General features: G+C 38.7%; 14 protein-coding genes. All 14 read right to left on the reverse strand.

Annotated elements, in window-relative coordinates; translation table 11 throughout:
- Window positions 1-59: 59 nt before the first annotated feature.
- Window positions 60-1,007 carry a peptidyl-prolyl cis-trans isomerase gene (locus DKZ56_RS01880; protein ID WP_245989580.1) on the reverse strand — a complete coding sequence of 316 codons (948 nt, stop codon included), beginning with the start codon at window positions 1,005-1,007 and terminating at the stop codon, window positions 60-62.
- The gene (gene hslO / locus DKZ56_RS01885; RefSeq protein WP_208651015.1) at window positions 976-1,872 is read right to left on the reverse strand and encodes an Hsp33 family molecular chaperone HslO; all 897 of its coding nucleotides are present in this window, start codon (window positions 1,870-1,872) and stop codon (window positions 976-978) included. The genes DKZ56_RS01880 and hslO overlap by 32 nt, the downstream gene beginning before the upstream one ends.
- 21 nt (window positions 1,873-1,893) lie before the next feature.
- A complete protein-coding gene (locus DKZ56_RS01890) occupies window positions 1,894-2,661 on the reverse strand; it encodes a type III pantothenate kinase (protein ID WP_208651016.1) in 768 nt (255 codons plus the stop codon).
- 504 nt (window positions 2,662-3,165) lie between these two features.
- Window positions 3,166-5,217: an ATP-dependent zinc metalloprotease FtsH gene (gene ftsH, locus DKZ56_RS01895; RefSeq protein ID WP_208651017.1), complete on the reverse strand. Its 2,052-nt coding sequence runs from the start codon at window positions 5,215-5,217 to the stop codon at window positions 3,166-3,168.
- A gap of 125 nt (window positions 5,218-5,342) precedes the next feature.
- Window positions 5,343-5,885 carry a hypoxanthine phosphoribosyltransferase gene (hpt, locus tag DKZ56_RS01900; protein WP_208651018.1) on the reverse strand — a complete coding sequence of 181 codons (543 nt, stop codon included), beginning with the start codon at window positions 5,883-5,885 and terminating at the stop codon, window positions 5,343-5,345.
- A gap of 117 nt (window positions 5,886-6,002) precedes the next feature.
- A complete protein-coding gene (gene tilS / locus DKZ56_RS01905; RefSeq protein ID WP_208651019.1) occupies window positions 6,003-7,403 on the reverse strand; it encodes a tRNA lysidine(34) synthetase TilS in 1,401 nt (466 codons plus the stop codon).
- A 21-nt stretch (window positions 7,404-7,424) separates the two neighbouring features.
- Window positions 7,425-9,806 (reverse strand): SpoIIE family protein phosphatase, encoded by a 2,382-nt coding sequence (locus DKZ56_RS01910; RefSeq protein WP_208651020.1) that lies wholly within the window; start codon window positions 9,804-9,806, stop codon window positions 7,425-7,427.
- A 462-nt stretch (window positions 9,807-10,268) separates the two neighbouring features.
- On the reverse strand, window positions 10,269-10,694 hold the full coding sequence (locus tag DKZ56_RS01915; RefSeq protein ID WP_208651021.1) for a S1 domain-containing RNA-binding protein: 426 nt from the start codon (window positions 10,692-10,694) through the stop codon (window positions 10,269-10,271).
- 217 nt (window positions 10,695-10,911) lie between these two features.
- Window positions 10,912-11,325, reverse strand: a complete 414-nt coding sequence (locus DKZ56_RS01920; protein ID WP_208651022.1) for an FtsB family cell division protein — start codon at window positions 11,323-11,325, stop codon at window positions 10,912-10,914.
- Between the two features lie 47 nt (window positions 11,326-11,372).
- Window positions 11,373-11,867: a spore cortex biosynthesis protein YabQ gene (yabQ, locus tag DKZ56_RS01925; RefSeq protein WP_425471035.1), complete on the reverse strand. Its 495-nt coding sequence runs from the start codon at window positions 11,865-11,867 to the stop codon at window positions 11,373-11,375.
- Window positions 11,864-12,163 carry a sporulation protein YabP gene (gene yabP, locus DKZ56_RS01930; RefSeq protein WP_208651024.1) on the reverse strand — a complete coding sequence of 100 codons (300 nt, stop codon included), beginning with the start codon at window positions 12,161-12,163 and terminating at the stop codon, window positions 11,864-11,866. The genes yabQ and yabP overlap by 4 nt, the downstream gene beginning before the upstream one ends.
- 105 nt (window positions 12,164-12,268) lie before the next feature.
- Entirely contained in the window at window positions 12,269-12,559 is a 291-nt protein-coding gene (locus DKZ56_RS01935; RefSeq protein WP_208651025.1) for an RNA-binding S4 domain-containing protein, read from the reverse strand.
- A 3-nt stretch (window positions 12,560-12,562) separates the two neighbouring features.
- Complete coding sequence (gene yabN / locus DKZ56_RS01940; RefSeq protein ID WP_208651026.1) at window positions 12,563-14,020, reverse strand: bifunctional methyltransferase/pyrophosphohydrolase YabN; 1,458 nt, start codon at window positions 14,018-14,020, stop codon at window positions 12,563-12,565.
- 8 nt (window positions 14,021-14,028) lie between these two features.
- Window positions 14,029-15,642, reverse strand: a complete 1,614-nt coding sequence (locus tag DKZ56_RS01945) for a putative polysaccharide biosynthesis protein (protein ID WP_208651027.1) — start codon at window positions 15,640-15,642, stop codon at window positions 14,029-14,031.
- Window positions 15,643-15,852: the final 210 nt, after the last annotated feature.

Raw genomic sequence — 15,852 nt, forward strand, 5'->3', positions numbered from 1 at the left:
ACATTAATTGTTTCTTGTCAATGAAAATACAGTGAAATTATGTAAATTTTTTTACATTTTTATTCCCCATAAAACCAAGTTACATCAAACTCTTTCCAAAAGAGTTCAGGCGTAATAGAAGTGGGCAATTGTTCCATTGCTAAAACTCTTTTAATATGATTTTTTACCTCTTCATATTTGAAAGACTTTCCTTCTTTCTTTTCGTTTAGCTGAACAATACCGTAACGGCCATCTCTTAACAAAACAGGGCTGCTGATTTCATTTTCTTTAAGTTGCTGAAGCGCTTTCAGGATCGCTGGGTCTACATTGGATTGTTTTGAAATATAGCCGATATCGCCTCCTAGACTCGCCGACACTTGTTCAACAGAACGTTCCCTAGCTAAAACCGAAAAATCTGAGCCTTCATCAAGTTCTTTTAAAACTTTTTCTGCATCTTTCTTCGTATTAACTACAATCAATTTTGCACGATATGTAGTTGGAATATTATAGAACGATTCATTTTCTTTATAATATTTTTCCATGTCCTCTTCATTAATGATGACATCTTTTGTTAACACTTTTTCTAAAATCAGTTGGGATTGAATTTGTTTTTTCAATTCCTCTTCTCCCAGCTGTTGCAGTGATGAATCCATTTCGCTGGAGGCAATCATTAAAGATAGTTCCAAATCGATTTCCTCATCCGAAACGTCAATGCCGAATTCCTTTGCAGCTTTTTTCATCACTTTTTCATTAACCATGTGCTGCAAGGTTTCTTTTCCGTAATAACGTTCCATTTCAGCCATCCATTGCTGCCTTGTAATTTTCTCGCCACTTACGCTAGCGACAATGGTTTCGCTGTCGCCATTGTCGCCATCATTTCCAAGCGCAAATAACCAAAGGACAAACCAAAAGATATTTCCTGCAAACAAAATAGCAAGTAAAGTCAACACCGGTTTTGTTTTTAAGCGACGTTTTGATAGCGGCACATTTTGCATATTATTTTGATTCGTTCTTTGCCTGTATTTCACGGATAAAACCTTCTAATTCCTCTTGGCTATATTGATATTTTTCTAAACAGAATTGGCATTGCGCTTCTGCTCCGCCATCTTCATCAATCATTTCTTGTATCTCTTGCACACCTAATGACATAATGGCCGCTCCAAAACGCTCTTTTGAACACTGGCATTTAAAACTAATCGGCATCGTATCTAAAATTTTTACATTTCCTTCACCTAAAACAGCTTCTAATATTTGTTCCGGTGTATAGCCCTTCTCAATCATTTTGGAAATTGGTTCAACGGTTTTTAAGTGATTTTCAATCGTCTCAATCGTCTCTTCATCGCATCCCGGCAATACTTGAATAATGAATCCCCCTGAAGCCAGTACGGAATTGTCGGTATTAACCAATACACCTAACCCCACTGACGAAGGAACTTGCTCCGATGCTGCATAATAGTAAGTGAAGTCCTCCGCAATTTCCCCGGAAACAATCGGTGTTTGTCCTGAAAACATTTCTCTTAATCCTAAGTCTTTTACAATAGTGAGATTGCCTTGTGTTCCAACTGCACGGCGCACATCTAATTTGCCTGCTTCATTCAATGGGAAATGCACATGAGGATTCGTTACATATCCTCTTACTTCCCCTTTTCCATTGGCATCAATCAAAATAACCCCGATTGGTCCGCCGCCTTCAATTTTAATGGTAATTTTATCATCCTCATTCATCATGGATCCCATCATGGCGCCGGCTGTCAACGCCCGTCCTAAAGCCGCCGTTGCTGTTGGCCAAGTATCATGTCTTCTTTGTGCTTCTCCAACGGTATTAGTTGAAACAGCCGCATAGGCGCGAATCTTTCCATCAAATCCAAATGCTTTTACTAAATAATCTTTCATGTCTGCAATTCCTCTCTTCTGTTATTGATTTCTTTTGTAAATGATATATAAACCTTTTAATGTTAGAAATTTATCGACAACATCAATGGTTGTCGTTTCGTTTGAAAAAAATTCTGCTAATCCTCCTGTGGCAATGACTAAAGGATCATTATTACTTTGTTCTTTCATGCGATGAACGATTCCCTCTACAAGCCCCAGAAAACCATAAAAAATCCCCGATTGAATGGAGGCAACGGTATTTTTCGCGATGACATCCATGGGCTTGACAATTTCAACCCTCGGCAATTTCGATGCCTTTGTAAAGAGTGCATCCAAAGAAATTGTAACACCTGGTGCAATGGGTCCCCCCATATAATGCCCTTTTTCGTTGATGTAGCTAAAAGTAATGGCAGTGCCAAAATCCACCACGATAAGCGGCTTTGTCCCGTATTCATGAATAGCGGCTACCGCATTTACGATACGGTCTGTCCCTACTTCCCGCGGGTTATCGCATTTAATATTTAACCCTGTTTTCACCCCCGGACCAACAACAAGCGGTTTAATGTGAAAATATTTGCTGCACATTTCTTCTAGTTCGTGCATAATGGGCGGAACAACGGAGGAAATGATAATTCCATGAATATCCTTAAAGGTAATGCCTTCATAGTGGAAAAAGGCATATAAATGCATAGCATATTCATCGGCCGTTTTATTTTTCTCCGTTTCCATTTTCCAATGATGAACTAATCGTTCGTTATGGTAAACCCCTAATGAAATCTTTGAGTTCCCTACGTCTATTGCTAAAATCACTAAAACCACTTCCATTTTTCGTTTGATGAAATCATACCATAATGCAAGTTATTCCCTCAAAAGGATTAATCTTAAAAACAAAAAAGAGGGCGTCCTGAAAATCGATTTTGAGACGTCTCTTTGCGGCTGTCGCTAGTGCTTCGCCGCAGATAAATTGCGACGAGGAGGCGCGTTTTGTAACCACCGCAGGAGCAATGATTTTTAATAGAATTTTTCTATTAGAAATAGAGGTTGGGACAAATCTAAAAAAACATCATTTTCTCCTTGGAGAAAATGATGTTTTTTTGATATGTTATTAAAATTGATTTCCGTTCCGGGGACGCTTTCCGCGGGCCCGGATCGAGCCTCCTCTGAGTCATTAAGCTTGCTCCGCTTTGCGACTAAGCGTGCGCGACAGAAACTTGCCCCGTCACTTCAATCAATTTTTCGTTATATCAATTTTTTATCAAAACTCTTTCAACTGCCCTTTCATTTTTTGTTTATGTCCCTGCCCCCGCAAAATGCTTATTCCTTTTTCCCCTCATTAAATCCAAATCCACTGGAATCAGGAGAATTTTCTTTTGGCAAATCATCTGTTGTTGGCGCTTTTTCCTCGCCAGCAACCTCTTGATGTATTTGGGCAGAGCCGGATTTTTCTATACTTACTTGAGTAGACTCTGAAGAAGCAGGTTCGTTCTTCGGCTCTACTGTTGTAATTTTAATTGTTTCTTCTTCATCAGAATTTTTTTCTGGTAAAGTGCCATGATCTCTCAAATACTCAATTTGTTCTGCATTCAATGTTTCGTGTTCCATAAGGGCTTGAGCAATTTTGTCTAATAAATCGCGTTTTTCCGTTAAAATGCGCTTTGCCCGTTCATATTGCTCAGTCACGATTTTTTGCATTTCTTTATCGATTTCATAAGCAATAGCATCAGAATAGTTTTGGTCTGTATTGAAATCGCGGCCTAAGAACACATTTCCTCCTTGAGAAGAGCCAAATTGCACTTGACCTAGTTTTTCGCTCATACCAAATTCTGTTACCATTCGGCGAGCAATATCTGTAACCTTTTGGAAGTCGTTATGGGCACCAGTAGATACTTCTCCTAAGACGATATCTTCAGATGCACGGCCTCCTAAAAGTCCGCAAATGCGGTCCAATAGCTCTTCTTTTGTTTGGAAGAAACGCTCTTCTTTCGGAAGCATAATTGCATAACCGCCCGCTTGACCTCGAGGAACGATTGTTACTTTATGAACTTTTTCCGCAGAATCAAGCGTTAAACCAATCACCACGTGCCCAGCTTCGTGATAAGCAACAAGTTTTTTCTCTTTTGGCGTATAGGCGCGGCTTGTTTTAGCCGGACCAGCTATCACTCGGTCACTGGCTTCATCGATATCGTCCATATTAATTTTACGTTTTCCTTTGCGTGTTGCGACTAAGGCTGCTTCGTTCAATAAGTTTTCTAAATCCGCTCCGGAAAATCCTGGCGTTCTTTGGGCAACCGCTTTTAAATCCACTTCATCAGCTAGTGGTTTATTGCGTGCATGGACTCTTAAAATCGCTTCTCGGCCTTTTACATCCGGGTATCCTACGGTAATTTGACGGTCAAATCGTCCAGGACGCAATAATGCTTTATCTAAAATATCTGGCCGGTTTGTAGCGGCAATAATGATAATTCCTTCATTGGCACTGAAACCGTCCATCTCAACAAGCAATTGGTTCAATGTTTGCTCACGTTCGTCGTGACCTCCTCCAAGGCCCGCACCACGTTGGCGTCCTACCGCATCAATCTCGTCAATGAAGATAATACATGGCGCATTTTTCTTTGCTGTTTCAAACAAATCACGAACGCGGGATGCACCGACACCAACAAACATTTCAACGAAGTCGGAACCGGAGATCGAGAAGAACGGAACTCCAGCTTCGCCAGCTACAGCTCGTGCAAGCAAAGTTTTACCTGTACCTGGAGGCCCCACTAGCAAAATTCCTTTTGGAATGCGTGCCCCCATTTCTGTAAATTTGCGATGGTCTTTCAAGAATTCTACTACTTCGACTAATTCGGCTTTCTCTTCATCTGCCCCTGCTACATCATCAAAGCGAACTTTTTTCTTATCAGAATCATACAATTTCGCTTTGCTTTTGCCGAAATTCATTACTTTATTTCCTCCACCTTGAGTTTGGCTCAAGAGGAAGAAGAATAGAATGATAATAATGATGAACGGGATAATTCCTGTGAAAAATTGCACCCATCCACTTGTTCCAGGAGCTGGTAAAAAAACAATATCCGGATTATTTTCAATGGCTTTGTCTATTTTTTCCATCAACGCTGGGTTATTTTGAGGAAGGTTTACCGTAAAGGTTTGGTCATCATCACCTTTGAACTTACCTTCTACAACAAAAACACCCGAATCCGGCTGAATGTTTAAAGATTCTATTTTCCCTGATTCTAAAGCTTTAATAAACTCGTTATAAGTCAATTCTTTTGAAGAATGAACTCCTCCATTGAAGGTACCAAAAATACCTATAATCACAAGAAAGATTAATAAATAAAGTATGGTGTATCGAAATATTCGATTCATCCCCAGCCTCCTCACAACTTGACACAAAAACTATAAGTAAAATCTTAACATACCGTTATTTCATCATACAATGAAAAGCACTATGAATGTAGCATTTTCAATTTTTTGTCGATTTTTTCACAAAATTAAAAAGAATATACGTCACTTTTTAATATACCAATGTAAGGCAAATTTCGGTACTTTTCTGCATAATCCAAACCATAACCAACCACAAATCCATCTGGCACTTCAAATCCAACAATATCCGCTTTTAAATCCACTTTTCGACCAGATGGCTTATCTAATAATGTCACAATTTTAATGGAATTTGCTTTGCGATATTTAAATAAGTCCACCAAGTAACTTAATGTCAACCCGCTGTCGATGATATCCTCGATGATGATTACGTCACGTCCTTCTACACTTGTATTTAAATCTTTTAAAATTTTTACTTCCCCTGAAGAAACTGTTGCATTGCCGTAGCTTGAAACATCCATAAAATCTATTTCAATGTATGAATCGTACCGTTTCATTAAGTCTGTCATAAACGGCATGGCGCCTTTTAATACACCAACCGCTAATGGAAACTTATCTTTATATTCTTCCGTTAACTGTGCGCCGATTTCTTTAATCCGTTCTTGAATTTGTTCCTCTGTAATTAATATTTTTTCGATATCATTCTGAATCATAGTGTTCCTCCTAGCATCAATAACTATTTCGAAACGAACTAACACTGATGGCAAATTTCGTGTTAATTGCTCTTAAGAGAAATTATAGCCATTTTTGAATCATATTTAAAATAGAGCTTATTTATTGTCAGAAATTTTTTCAATGAACATGACCATATCATCATCCATTCTTCTCGTTTTTGAAAATCGATGGTTTACACGAACACCCAGAACGGCTAAAATTTCATCATTAGAATCAACAAGGATTGGCCAACCGTCTCTTTCAATCAACGGGATTTTTTCATCTATGAAAAGGCGGGATAATCGTTTTGGATCTTGCATTCCCTTTAACTGAATTCGATCCCTTTCTTTCCGAGTCCGCACTCTAAGAGGAAAAGCAATCGTGCTGGCATTGAAAAAATAAGCAATAGCTTCATTTTGAACGCTTACATCATGAGGAAGTTTCTCTATGTATAAACGAAAACCATTGAAATCATGCCATTTCCCGATTTCAATCGTTTGAGGCTCCTCTTTTTTGGATGTTCGAAGTTTAAAGAAAGAAATGATGTCGTAGCTTCTCGCCGCAATATATTGTTCCGGCAAATAAATCATTGCATTTCCTTCTTGCGACTTACATAAATCCATAATCTTGCTGGAAATCGCAAAGTTTTTGCCGTCTAAATGATGATAAAGATAGTTTAATAGTATTAAAATGATTCTTCTTTGTAAAGCAAGTGGCTCTTTTAGAAATTGACGAATATGTAACACAAAACGGTCCCCTGCTTTTTCAACGACAGAAGAAAAGCGGCTTTCAGCAAGCTCATTTAAGCACTCATCATCTTGCTGCAAGTTTTGAGCGAGTTCAGCCGCATGGATGGCAACTTGAGAATTTTCTTTTTTCAATAATGGAATAATATGATGACGGAATCGATTGCGGGTATAATCATCCTTTAAATTGCTGGCATCTTCCCGGAAAGTTCCTCCTTTTTCTTCTAAATACTCTTTAATTTCCTCTTTTGTCACCGCCAAAAATGGGCGGATTACCATACCAACCGAAAATGGACGCTTTGCAGCGATGCCTTTAAACCCATTAACGCTTCCTGCTCTTGCAAGGGACATCAGCATCGTTTCCAGCTGATCATCTGCATGATGGGCAGTCACCAGTTTATTGATATTATGTTGTTTCATAATTTCATCAAAATAGGCATATCGCTCTCTGCGGCAAATGGCTTGAGAATTTCCTCCCTCTTTTTCTAAAATGGCAGGAATAGGGATGCTTGTGCTGAAAACAGGGAGATTATTTTCTTTGCAAAAGCGTTCCACAAATAGCCGATCTTCGTATGAAACTTCTTCTCTTAACATATGGTCCACATGGGCTACGTACAAATCCACTTTCCAATGTTTTCGGAAATGAATGAAAAAATGCACTAGCCCCATGGAATCTACGCCTCCGGAACAGGCGATGAGAAGACGGTCCCCCTCTTCAATTAGCTGCTGTTCCTCGATAAAATTCTTCACTTTCTTTTCAAACGCCACCATCTTCTCACCTCATTTCTTTCATTAACTCACCGTTTTAAATACAGCCCACTTTGGCACTACGTGAGAAACATTAAATAGTATTACTGTACAATCGTCCTCTACTTCATATTCGCTCTGATAATGGTCCATCACATCATAAAGGAGCGCTTCAATTGGCATCCCTAAGCGGATTTTGGATTTTAATAATTTGACAAAATACTGTTCTTGTTCATCCCAATCATATTTGCTGGAGAATAGACCATCAGAAACCATCACCACATAATCATCCGCCAGCAAATTCACCTTTTCTGTCTCGATGGAAAATACAGGCATAAATCCTACAGGCGCCGATGAACCTTCCACTTTGATTAGCCGCTCCCCGCGCAAAATGTAAGTAGACATGCTGCCTGCTTTCCAAGACCATAATTCTCCTTTTTGCAAATCCACTAACGCAAAATCAATGGTTGCATACATATCCATTTCACGATTTAGGCTCAATACATAATGTAAAGTATGCATGGCCGTTTCTGGATTCATATTATAACTCAAACATTCCCTCATTAAGTGCACAAGGCGTCTGCTTTCCCGTTTTGCTTCCCGACTATGCCCCATGCCATCCGACAACATAATCGCCACCAACCCCGGATGGATGTGGAAAACGGCATGGGAATCTCCGGAAACAACATTCGGATTTTTCGCTTTACTATATACATCATACTGGATTTGATAGCGGACGGCCGAGCGAAATCTTACTTGGAAATGTTTAAAAGGTTTTTGGTGATTGGAAATCCGCTCCACTTGAAACGGTTCAGAAAATACTTCGTAAAGCACCGGCAATATCATTCGTTCACATAATAAATATAAATCATCTTTATTTTGAGTATTCACAAAGGAGCAGACGATAAGCCGCTCGCCCACCGTATTATTTAACACATCAATTTGGAAACAATCGATATTGACCCTTTTAAAATGCTGGCTTAATTCTTCTTCAACCGTTTTAAAGGATAGCGTCTCATTTTTCATATCTTCCATCAGTTTATTTAAATGATTGCTCAAATCCCTTAGCTGCAGGGCAATCATTTTTTTTCCATGATAGAATTGCCCGTTCATCTTATCGTTATACAACTGATAATCAAGTTCTTCCAGCAATTTGGATGATTTGACACATCTTATTCGAATTTGCTCTTCTGCACGCAATTGATCCTCTTCATTTAACCCTGATTGAGCAAGGAACCATCTTCGAATATTTTCCTCCATTCCAATATGATTTTTTCCCCAGCATCGTTCGTAGCGAAAACAGTTCATGCAAGTGGCGCCAGGTTCAATTTTTCGATATTCGCTCACATTCTCTGACGAGGTAAAATGGTCAAAAACTAATTCTTTCATAAATAAAACAAAACGTTGGAACATTTCTAATTTTTCAGATGCATGTTCCGTCAACCATTCTTGCCGTTTCAACAGCACTTCATCCCGTTTCGGATGAATCAAGTTTTCTAAAAAGTCCAACATTTTTTGGGGCAATAATAAAAAGACAACGCACGAAGTTAACACCGAAACAAAATATACACTATCGAGAGGCAAAGTAGCATCGTAAAAAAAGAAAAAAATGCTTGGTATGAAACTTCCTAATACAACAGCTGTTCTTCCAATTCTTTTAAACAAACCGCTCGCAACGCCCGTTAATGCATAAACTGCAATCATTCCTGTAAACGAAAGCTCCGAAATGCCCACCAATGCGCCAATGATGGTGGATACACTTGCGGCAACCGTTACCCCCCCAGTAATGGCAGCAACGCAAATGGCCAAATGCAGTACAAAAGTAAATAGCGAAAAATAGGAAATCGTCAAGGCATGCATGCCCGTTAAAACAACCGCTAAAATCACCAAGCCTGCACCAACACGTTCATATCCCCATGAGCTGGACCAAAAACGGTAAGGCTCCACAAAGAACAACTTCACAAAGATCGTCATGAAGAAAGCGAAAATGACTTCATAATACACGTACAATTGAACCATGAAAGGAGGGATGCCCATATGTGCAATGCCTTGCCATATAAATTGTCCAAAAAAGATTGCAACTGCAACCGCAACGGCTGTTGGCGGCTTATAAAAGCGAAAACGAATCAACAATTCATAAATCACTAATTGAAGAAGCAATATAAAACTTTGTCCTATACTTAAACTAAGCGCCCCTAAAACCCCCCCAACAAACATCGCCCACTTCTCATTTTCATATCGTTGTCTCACTATCGCCCATAGCGGCAGAAAAAAAGGAACAACCGCTTCAAACATAACCGCTCTTGATAGAAAAAATGCTAAAAACAAGAAAAATAAATGAAGAAGGAGGCTCACCTTTTTGATAGAATACTGGCCGAACCGCTCCTGCCACGTTGACTTTTGATTAAGCATTTGGATATTAGACATCTTCCATCCCCCTCAATGATATTGTTGCGGTCTATTATAAAAAATGAGGGATGTAAAATTTGTCTAGTACTGTTCTAGTTTTAAAAAAATTGTTCGACGAATTGCCTGATAACTTAACAAACTTGATGTTTTTTGCAAGTTGTGTCGTTTTTTTGATTATGATAGTTTTTGGATAAAAAAGGAAAACAGAAAACATTAATAATTTGGGGAATTACAAGTGGAAGTTTGAGAGGTTAATCGTTTTCAAATACCTTTATTTTCTGCACTCATATTTGCATTATGACTGGCCGATCTTTGAATAAAACACCTGCTCGGTAAAAAAGAAATACAAAAAGTCGACTATTGACGGAAAATAGTCGACTTTTTTTCGATTCACGGATTGTGTTATCTGCATTTTGACAAATTTATCGTTGAAATACGCAAAAACTTATAAACCCTTATAACTTATAAATAGACAGCAAACTACCCTCTTCTTGCGCCACGTCCACCCCGTTTTGACTCAGTTGCACGTCTTAATGAAGCTAGACGTTCATCACTATCTTTTAAAAATTTTGCGATTTTCTGTTCAAAACTTTCTTTTGATTGACGCTCATTTCGTTCATTTGAACGGTTGTCACGACGTGGTCTTTGAGGACGTTCAGGTCTTTCAGATTGAGGTTTAGCCTTTCTAATGGATAGACCAATTTTTCCATCCTCTTCAACATTTAACACTTTCACTTCAACGATATCTCCAACTTTTAGATGATCGTTAATGTCTTTCACGTAGTTATCAGCTACTTCACTAATGTGGACAAGGCCCGTTTTACCATCTGGCAGCTCAACAAAAGCTCCAAAATTAGTAATTCCTGTGACCTTCCCTTGTAATTTGCTGCCTACTTCAATTGACATAAAAAAAATGCTCCTCCTTAAAAATTTAACGGCTAAAACAATGCCTGTAATATAATTATTATATAAAATGAGCCAAAAAAATGTAAATGCTCTCTTTTATTATAATCCACAAAAAAAGAGTGTCAACACGACAACTCTTTTTCGGCAGCAAATTTTTTCTTTGGTAATTTACAAAAATTTCTTTTTCTCAAGAAAGTAATTGAAGCCTTGGGAACAATCAATCGTTATTCTTTTCCTCTTTCTCTTTTTTCTCATCAGGGATGGTAAAAATAATTTCCCCCTCGTCTGATAAGAAATATTCCTTCCTCGCTAATTTTGCTATATACTCATCATCTTCCAATTTTTTTATTTGAAGTTTTAATATCTCTTGTTCTTTTTTTACTTCTTCTAACTCTGCCAGCACCTTTTCTTTTTCCGCTTCCTTATGTGCCAGCCTTTCATTTTGATTCAAAAGCGCACTAACTAAAGCAATGATGACGACGGATGCGATTAGGAAGAATACCGCTAATCTTCTTCGTAAGCCAATTTTTTTCTTCGCTACCTTTTGCTTTTGACGATTTGCTTGCCGAACATAGTCATTTTCGATTTTATGAATATTCGTTTCTCTATGTCTATGGTATCCATTAGCCACATCCGTCACCTCCAAAAAAACATTGTATTGTCATTATACCGAAACTATTAATACTTTTTAAAGATTGTCCGTTTAATGTTTACAAAATGTCTATAAAATGGATTTTTGAACTTGATAAAAAGTTTATAGAAAGGACGAAATAATACATAAAAAATACCAATCAATAACCCAATAGTCCCTTTTATTAGTTTAACAATCAACCTAAAAATTGCTACGATTGGTTTAATAATTAACACAATAAATACCTTACCAAGGAAACGGAAAAATGGCTGTAAAAATGATTCATAAAGAAAAATCCCTAAGATTTGTGATAATGGGTCTACTAAACGCCACTCTCCACCCTTTATTAAAAATATTATATAAAAACTAATAACGCCTAACAGTGCCCAGACAACAATCTCGAGAATCCTCGATAACTTTCGCAATAATGACTTGGGTGAAATGGCGCTGAAGAAGATTCTTGTTGCATCAATCACCGCGCCAATCATTATTCCACTCACCGTCATTATTACGATGCTGAAGAATTGCTCGTTAACTGTCATCCAAACAATTTATGGAGGAAGCCTTTAGTCAACCCATTCTCGTCATCATCGTATTGAAGGGCTTTAACATTGCCTTCTAATGTTAACAACCCCTTGTCCACATCAAGATGAACAATGCGCAAATCCTCGCCTCGTATGAGCAAATGCCCTTGGGAAGTTCTTACGTAGAATTCCTCCTGATCGAATCTTTCAATTTCCTTTACTGATGTCATGTCCATTCTTTTTCTATTTCTCACAGTCACAAGATGATCACCAGAAGTAATAGTATAACTATTTTCTTGATGGATTTGTGTCATTATCGTTCCTCCTTCTAATGGTTTGTTCTGTTCACTTTATGCGGGAAATAAAAAAAGCATGACAACAAAATCTTGTCATGCTATAAAAAAGTATTTTTTCTTCAATTACTCTTCATCATCGATAAATTCCGGCTCAATTTTATCTAGTTTTTCTTCTTTCAAGATGGTAAACATTTTGCCTGCATCTTCTTTTCGAACATTTTCTTTAATTTCTTCCACGCGGACAGTTACAATTTTTTGGCCAAAGCGAATCGTCAGCTCATCCCCTTCATTGACATTGGATGAAGCTTTGGCAACTTTTCCGTTGATCATGATTCTTCCTTGCTCTGCCACTTCTTTTGCCAATGTACGGCGTTTAATTAATCGAGATACTTTTAAAAATTTATCTAACCGCATAATTTACTCCTTTTCTAATTGTTTTGCTTCATTCCAAAATTCATCTAATTGTTCCAGCGTAAAATCCGCAAAAGTTTTTCCGCTTTTTCTTACTTGCTCTTCCACAAATCGAAATCGTCTTGCAAACTTTTCATTGGCGTGGACCATAGCCTCTTCAGGAGAGATTTTATAAAATCTTGCAATATTGACAAGGGTGAACAAGACATCCCCAAATTCATCCAATTTCCCTTCGTTTGTACCATTCTCTAATTCATCGCATAATTCCTGCCACTCTTCTTCAAATTTCTTGATGGCTCCGCTTGCATCCGGCCAGTCAAAACCTACGGAAGCCGCCTTTTTCTGATAATTATATGCTGTTTCAAGGGACGAGCTTGGACGATATTCTCCTTTAAGCAGCGATACCTTTTGTTCTCCCTTTTCTTGTTTTTTTATTTCTTCCCAGTTAAATACGACTTCATCGGCATCTTTTACAGAAAGGTCGCCGAAAACATGAGGATGGCGGCGAATCATTTTGTCTGAAATGCTTTCCAATACTTCTTCTAAATTGAAATATCCTTCGTCTTCTCCAATTTGGGCATGAAGGAAAACTTGCAGCAAAATATCCCCTAGTTCTTCCACCATGCCAAAATCATCTTTTTCCTCTACTGCTGCAATAAACTCATGGGTTTCTTCAATTAAAAATCTTGTTAAGCTTTCATGGGTTTGTTCCCGGTCCCAAGGGCAGCCATTTGGGCCTCGAAGCGTCGCTACTATATTCCGGAAAGTAGTCCAATCTTTCAACGCATCCAAGTGATTTTCGACAGGCGGAACGTAAATCGTCGTTAAATTATTGATTTCCACTGCTTGGTCCAGTTCATAAAGAGGTACGGTTTTCAGCTGTTCTTCTTTGGAGCCAGCTGCTGTCACAATTGTTACAGGATAATCTTCCCGATATTTTTCCATTAATGTTAATTTCACTTCAGAGGCGCTGAATTGGTCATACACTTGAGCAATTAGTACATGGGAGCGCATATTGACGTCATGAATGGAAAAGCTTGTACCATCCAACAATTGAAAACCTTCAATCGGATCAATCTTCAATGCAGCAAAAATCGCATCTAAAAAGCTTTGCCCGCCCTGAATAGATAATTGAATTTTTCCCTGTCTTTCAGCTTCCAATAATAATTGGACCGTCTGCTCCGCTACAAGGGGATGGCCTGGGACTGCGTATACAATCGGCTCATTTTTTGCAGCTTCCATTAATCGTTCCGCTATCTCTTCATAAACCGGTTGGAAAGAATCATGTTTTTCATAAACTTCATCAAAACTCTCAAAATGCAACCCTTCTTTTTGCAATTCATGAAGAACCGGATGATCCATCGTGCGGACAAATACTTTCTTTGCTTCTTTTAATTTTTTATAGACACCTATTGGCAGCTGATCGTAATCTGATGCGCCTAATCCAACAATTGTGATCTGCATGCATCCACCTACTTTCTTTTATTTAACCAAAGTTGATAAGCAGCCATCCGACGGCCAAAAGGAATGAAAAACCATTCTTTTTCCGAGAGCATTCTTAATTTTGCTACAAAAGTTAAAAATACAAATGCTCCGATTGCAATTAAAACGAAGCCGAAAACAGCCGCTTCCATTCTGTTGTTAGCCATGATTCCACTGAAACGCTCAAAACATTCATCAGATAATTGCACCGCCAAAGTCATCGCAAGGCTTGCACCGGCTAATTTTATGTAAAAATGAAGAGGAGCCAATTGAAGCTGCGTCAATTTTTTTAAATAAGCAATTAATAGGATCGCCGCAATGAGCAGCACTGTGCTGCTTGACAACGCTGAACCTTGCACATTCCAGAACGGAACAAGGATCAGATTGCCGATTCCTTTCAAAAGAATCGCTCCTGATAAAATGAAAAAGGGCACTTTGAGTTTCCCTAAACCTTGCAGGATTGCTGTAAATGTCAAAATGATGGAAAGCGGTATGATTTGTAAAACATAAATCGATAAAACATTTTGCAGTGAATTTGTTTCAAACAGCATCTCATTGACATAAGGCATGACGATGACGAGACCAAGGGAAGCGGCCACCCCGAAAATAAGCGCCGCCCGATAAGTTAATTGCATAAAAGGCTTTGTGCCTCTCCCTGCCTGTTTTTTCGATTGTACTGCCACAATTGGAACAACGGCCACTGATAGCGAGGAGGCAATGACAAGTCCTAACTGAACAAGCGATTGGCCACGGTCATAAATTCCTTTCGTTTCCTTCGCTAATTGGGAATTCATGCCGCTTTCCACCATCAATGAATAAACCGTAAACGAATCAATCAGTTGAAAACATAAAAGCAACAAACTACTCATGCTGATACTGATGCTTAGCAAAGTCACTTCTTTGATGATAGGCCACTTCTTTTCTCGGGTCCATGCCCATTCAAATGAAAAGGGAGAAAATCGTTTTTTAGCAAAATAAAATAAACACACTATTCCTGCCACTTCGCCAACAACCGTTCCCAACACCGCCATATGTCCTGCTGCGTAAAGAGAGCGGGATGTAGCCATGACAAAAAAAGCTCCTGCTAAAATAATCGTCACTCGAATGAATTGCTCAAATACTTGGGCTTTAGCAACTGGAGCCATCTCACCCCTTGATTGAAATGCCCCCTTCATAAGCGCTAAAAACGGCATAAACAATGTCACAAAGGAACCCGTCCTCAGCAATGGAGATAACTCTTCATCCCCCATCCAGCTCGCCAATAAATTTGCGCCAAAAAACAACAAAGAAAAAAAGAACAGGGACAGTCCTGCCAAATATAAAAATACCGTTTGGGAAATGGCGCTTTTTTTCCGTGAAGCATCCGGGCTCAGCTCTGCATCAGCCAGCATTTTTGAAATGGCTGCGGCAAATCCTCCCGATGTCCACGCGACAAAAAAGGATATGAACGGATACACTTGTTGATAAATATAAAAACCCGCATCCCCCACCAAATTTTGATAAGGAACTCGGTAAATGGCGCTCATCACTTTTACGATAATGGAGGATATAGTTAGAAGCAATGCCCCTTTCATATATCCTTTCATTCCGATTGAATTAGGCATATCTTTATTCTCTTTCCTTTCTACATAATAGAAAGTATACCAAAAACAATGAAAAAGAGGATGGGACATAAACAAAAAATTAAAGGGGCAGTTGAAAGAGTTTTGATAAAAAATTGATATAACTAAAAATTGATTGGAGTGACGGGGCGACTCCTGCGACGAGCCCTCTCGAGACACCGCAGGAGCGAAGGAATGAGCTCCGAGGAGGCT

Origin of the sequence: Ureibacillus thermophilus (assembly GCF_004331915.1) — a bacterium.
In the GTDB taxonomy this organism is placed as follows: Bacteria; Bacillota; Bacilli; order Bacillales_A; family Planococcaceae; genus Ureibacillus; species Ureibacillus thermophilus.

Bases quoted from the DNA above. Each gene is read 5' to 3' on its own strand.
- DKZ56_RS01915 (WP_208651021.1), bottom strand. From the start codon at position 10,694: ATGTCAATTGAAGTAGGCAGCAAATTACAAGGGAAGGTCACAGGAATT.
- yabP (WP_208651024.1), bottom strand. From the start codon at position 12,163: ATGACACAAATCCATCAAGAAAATAGTTATACTATTACTTCTGGTGAT.
- DKZ56_RS01945 (WP_208651027.1), bottom strand. From the start codon at position 15,642: ATGCCTAATTCAATCGGAATGAAAGGATATATGAAAGGGGCATTGCTT.
- yabQ (WP_425471035.1), bottom strand. From the start codon at position 11,867: ATGACAGTTAACGAGCAATTCTTCAGCATCGTAATAATGACGGTGAGT.
- yabN (WP_208651026.1), bottom strand. From the start codon at position 14,020: ATGCAGATCACAATTGTTGGATTAGGCGCATCAGATTACGATCAGCTG.
- DKZ56_RS01910 (WP_208651020.1), bottom strand. From the start codon at position 9,806: ATGTCTAATATCCAAATGCTTAATCAAAAGTCAACGTGGCAGGAGCGG.
- hslO (WP_208651015.1), bottom strand. From the start codon at position 1,872: ATGAAAGATTATTTAGTAAAAGCATTTGGATTTGATGGAAAGATTCGC.
- DKZ56_RS01935 (WP_208651025.1), bottom strand. From the start codon at position 12,559: ATGCGGTTAGATAAATTTTTAAAAGTATCTCGATTAATTAAACGCCGT.
- ftsH (WP_208651017.1), bottom strand. From the start codon at position 5,217: ATGAATCGAATATTTCGATACACCATACTTTATTTATTAATCTTTCTT.
- tilS (WP_208651019.1), bottom strand. From the start codon at position 7,403: ATGGTGGCGTTTGAAAAGAAAGTGAAGAATTTTATCGAGGAACAGCAG.
- hpt (WP_208651018.1), bottom strand. From the start codon at position 5,885: ATGATTCAGAATGATATCGAAAAAATATTAATTACAGAGGAACAAATT.